Genomic DNA, 3,913 nt, shown 5'->3' with positions numbered 1-3,913 from the left:
AAACCAATTCCCCAAAATGCCAAGAAACTAAGCAACATAGGGACGCGAGTATCTTGGAGTCCTCGCAATGCACCCGCCGCCGTTGTTTGCACTCCATCTAAAATTTGGGAAACTGCTGCAATACTCAGCATAGAAGTAGCTAGCGCGATCGCACTTTTATTTTCTGGGTTGTCAATGTCTAAGTACAAAGCAATAATGCGGCGAGGAAATAGCAATAATGAGATCGCCATTACTGCCATAAATAACCCTCCCATCCACATACTTACATAAGCTGCTCTCTTTACACCATCAACGTTTTGCTGTCCTATCCACTGCCCGACACGAATAGTTGTAGCAAAAGACATACCCAAGGGAATCATGAATATAACTGCGATCGTTTGAAAGACAATTTGGTGCGCTGCTAATATATCTGTTCCCAAAACGCCCATTAAGTAAGTTGTGGTTGTAAATAAGCCAACTTCAAAAGCAAAGGATATAGCAATAGGTACTCCCAGCCAGACGACTTCTTTGAGAATTTTTGGCTCAAACTGGTGCAAATTCTCAAATAAATTTAAAACTTTTAGTTGTTTGTGCTGGCAAATATAGACAATTAAGAGCATCAACATTAACCAATGAGACAACACGCTTGCCCAAGCAATACCTCTAATCCCCAATACTGGAAAGCCCAACTTGCCAAAACCTAAAATATAATTACCAGCCGCATTAAAGAGCGTACCAATAACAACTACAAGCGTAATTATTCGAGGTTGAGACAGAGAAGATACAACGCTTTTAAGCATCGCAAACATTAAAGCTGGGAAAAATCCCCATAGCATCACGTTTAAAAATGTCTTTGCCAACAAAACTATATTCTCCGCAAGCCCAAACCGCCCCATCAGACTATCTATTTGTCCAAATAGCAACATCCCAGGAATTGCGAGTATGAGAGATAACCAGATTCCCTGACGTGTTAGCTGTTGGATTCTTGCCTTATTACCTGCTCCGTAAGCCTCCGCAATTAGCGGGCTAACTCCAATGACAACTCCTGTCGCAATTACGAGCATTGTAGTAAAAGTTGTTGCACCGATTCCTCCTCCTGCCAAAGTTTCTTGTCCTAAATTGCCCATCATTACTGTATCGACAAATCCTGTAGCGGCTTGAGCAACTTGAGCGCTGGCTAAAGGAATAGTAAGATGCAAGGATTCTCTAATTTCTGTAGCGACGGGCGAATGAGTTGATAGTTTTAACATGATGAGCGATCGCTTTAAGCAGTATCGGAGGCTAAGGACGGTATCCACTGGAAAAAACAGGTGTTAGCTTTTTGCTCGACAATTTCTGCGCCCAAACGATGATAAAAACTAATCGTGCGAATATTGCGAACATCCGCCGTCCAAGCAAGGTGAGTGCAGCAATTATTTTTGGCAATTTGAGCTAAATAATTCATTAGTGCTGCGCCTACTTGTTTACTTCTAAATTTTTCGTCTACATACAAATCGTCAAGCCAAATACTCGGCAAGCCTTTAAACGAGGAGTATCTATAGTAGTACAAAGCAAAGCCAATCGGATAAAGTTCCATCTCGGCAAACAACACCTGGGCAAACGGCATTGTGCCAAAAATAGTTTGGCGGATTTTCTCGGCTGAAGTTGCAATTCTGCCGGAGAAAGCGCCCATATTGCGATCGAACTCCGCCTTTTTCTTAATAAAAGATAAAATTATTTCCACATCTGCGATCGCCGCCGGACGGACTCTTAACTCAGATGCCCTAACTATCTCGTTATTACTCATTATCAGTTTGCTCTATAAGCTTCGATCTCAAACTTGGCGTTAGAAGACAGTATTTTATCTAAAGAGCCATAATGTTCTTGACAAAATGCTTCAAACTCGTTCATTACTTCGTTATATATTTCGTCCGATACCTGCCAACATAAACCGTAAGCACGCTCTCTAAAAAAACTTAGTAATTCTCCAACTGTGTTGCTAACCGTCCATTCTTTGGCAACAAAGTAATTTGATTGATAACTTTCTGGCAAATAACCACCCACATTAATTTTTTCAAAAACTGTAGAACTTTGCTGTGCTTCATATTTAGATTGTATTGCTCGAAAATAGTCTTCAAACTCCAATCGCGCTGGCGGTGTAATCCATTGACAGTTGAGATAATAACCTGTGGGCTTAAGTACCCGAATAATGTCATTTAGTAATGCTTTCCAGTCAGAAACAGCATGGAGCATATGTATAGTCAAGACAACATCAAAACTGCGCTCTGGAAACATTAAACGCGAAGCATCAGCATGAATCAGTCGTAAATTAGTAGGAACTTCGCCCAACTTTTGCCGAAAGCGATCGAGCATTTCTTGGGAAATATCAATCCCCGTCACTGAGTAACCGCGTTTAACCAGAGGAATAACATTCAATCCTGTACCAACCCCAGGTTCTAAAAAAGATGTATCTGGCGTTCCACCAACAAGATCGAGGATAAAGTCTGCTACTTCTGCGGATACAGGTTCACTTAACCAGCGCGTGCGATCGTAGAAGGCGGCAATTTTATTGTAGTAATTGTCGCGTTTCATACTTGAAGTGCGATCGCTTAATCTAGTTTGTCTTTTAAGGAACTGGATACTGGTCAAACTTTTGCATCAATTCAAGCAACTCCTCTTGGCTTGGCTGTCGCCCATCTTTAGTTAGTTCGGCTAAACCTACAAAATATTGTTCTCGTGCATCGGCGGGACAAAACATAATTAATAGCTTTGCTGGCGTTTGTCCTGGATTAGAAAAGCCGTGCGGCGTATTTTCTGGTACGAGTATAAAAGCTCCTGGTTGTGCTTGGAGCGTGCGATCGCTCAACACCATTTCCACTAATCCTTCCACCACATAAAACATTTCGGTCAATTGCTTGTGAATATGCGGACTTGCGCCCATACTTCCTGGCTGCATCACAAACTCAAATAGTCCAAAATGACCTTTGGTATCTTTACCTGTTGCTTTGAAGGTGCAGGTACTTGTCCGAATTTGGACAGATTGCCCAACTCCAGGCTGCAAAATAATCGGCAATGACATAAAATCTACCTTAAAGTGCGATCGCAACAACGGCATCAATTCTTTTGCTAGTCTTGGGAATAATGTGCTAATTAGTTTGTGTTTTCCCTTCTACAAAGCTCCTTATTTATATTTAATGTTTTGACTTGCTGCGGTTGCATCTGTCCAAGTATCGTTTTGTAGAACTACGCGGTAGTCATCTGGATCTGCAAAGGTCACGCCATGTTTATCCCAATAGGGATTGTAAGATTGCACGGGTTCGTATCCTGCATTTTTCATGGCTCTAATCGCCTCCAGCCATTCTGCTTGATTGAGTAAGTAAAAAATCAGTAAGTTATCTTGCGTTGGCGCGTGTCCTACAGAGTGACCCCGGTGACTTGTAAACTCCAGATGATAAGCTGCGCCTGGAAACCCAACCATCACGCCATCAAAGCATTCATGGTCTTGAAACTTGTAGAGAACTTCTAGCCCCAAGCCTTTGGTATAGAAATCAACAACTTTATCGAGATTGTCCCTAGGGCGGGCTACTCGTAATACTTTTCTTTGCAACATGGAATTATTTTGCTTTATTTGTTCACTCAATACTGATATAAATAAGCGATCGCATAGGGCAGACAAAAAAATAATTCTAAAACTAATAGGAACACCAGGCTTTAATTAAATCGTTAGAACTACGGTAGTTTCTTCAAGAATTTATACTAAGTTGCGATCAGAGGTAGTAATTGAAGGTGAGGAAAGAAAGTCATAGAGCGCAGGCACTCACTATTAGAAGAAAGTTCAAGTAAGCCTTGGCAAAGTACATCTTCTACCTGTTCAAGGGATGAAAATGTTTGATTATAAAAGTTGTTTTCTCGAATATCTTCCCAGATATGCTCAACGGGCATTAACTCTGGACTA

The 3,913-nt window shown here is 41.3% G+C and carries 5 protein-coding genes and 1 pseudogene; all 6 read right to left on the bottom strand.

The window, feature by feature from the left end; genetic code table 11:
- Positions 1-1,229 (bottom strand): MATE family efflux transporter (locus AC2VE5_RS24615; protein WP_486890244.1); only part of this gene is annotated, 1,229 nt, incomplete at its 3' end.
- A gap of 14 nt (positions 1,230-1,243) precedes the next feature.
- Positions 1,244-1,765 carry a GNAT family N-acetyltransferase gene (locus AC2VE5_RS24610; RefSeq protein ID WP_486890243.1) on the bottom strand — a complete coding sequence of 174 codons (522 nt, stop codon included), beginning with the start codon at positions 1,763-1,765 and terminating at the stop codon, positions 1,244-1,246.
- Between the two features lie 2 nt (positions 1,766-1,767).
- Positions 1,768-2,550: a class I SAM-dependent methyltransferase gene (locus AC2VE5_RS24605; protein WP_486890242.1), complete on the bottom strand. Its 783-nt coding sequence runs from the start codon at positions 2,548-2,550 to the stop codon at positions 1,768-1,770.
- A 34-nt stretch (positions 2,551-2,584) separates the two neighbouring features.
- Complete coding sequence (locus tag AC2VE5_RS24600) at positions 2,585-3,037, bottom strand: cupin domain-containing protein (protein ID WP_486890241.1); 453 nt, start codon at positions 3,035-3,037, stop codon at positions 2,585-2,587.
- Positions 3,038-3,139: 102 nt separating this feature from the next.
- A complete protein-coding gene (locus AC2VE5_RS24595; protein ID WP_486890245.1) occupies positions 3,140-3,568 on the bottom strand; it encodes a VOC family protein in 429 nt (142 codons plus the stop codon).
- A gap of 146 nt (positions 3,569-3,714) precedes the next feature.
- Positions 3,715-3,913 (bottom strand): annotated as a pseudogene (locus tag AC2VE5_RS24590) (hypothetical protein); the annotation flags it as partial.

The organism is Aliterella sp. E5.1, assembly GCF_057473825.1.
Note: the sequence above shows the minus strand (reverse complement) of the source record. Positions and strands in the feature narration are given on the sequence as shown.

Bases quoted from the DNA above. Each gene is read 5' to 3' on its own strand.
- AC2VE5_RS24595 (WP_486890245.1), bottom strand. From the start codon at position 3,568: ATGTTGCAAAGAAAAGTATTACGAGTAGCCCGCCCTAGGGACAATCTC.
- AC2VE5_RS24610 (WP_486890243.1), bottom strand. From the start codon at position 1,765: ATGAGTAATAACGAGATAGTTAGGGCATCTGAGTTAAGAGTCCGTCCG.
- AC2VE5_RS24600 (WP_486890241.1), bottom strand. From the start codon at position 3,037: ATGTCATTGCCGATTATTTTGCAGCCTGGAGTTGGGCAATCTGTCCAA.
- AC2VE5_RS24605 (WP_486890242.1), bottom strand. From the start codon at position 2,550: ATGAAACGCGACAATTACTACAATAAAATTGCCGCCTTCTACGATCGC.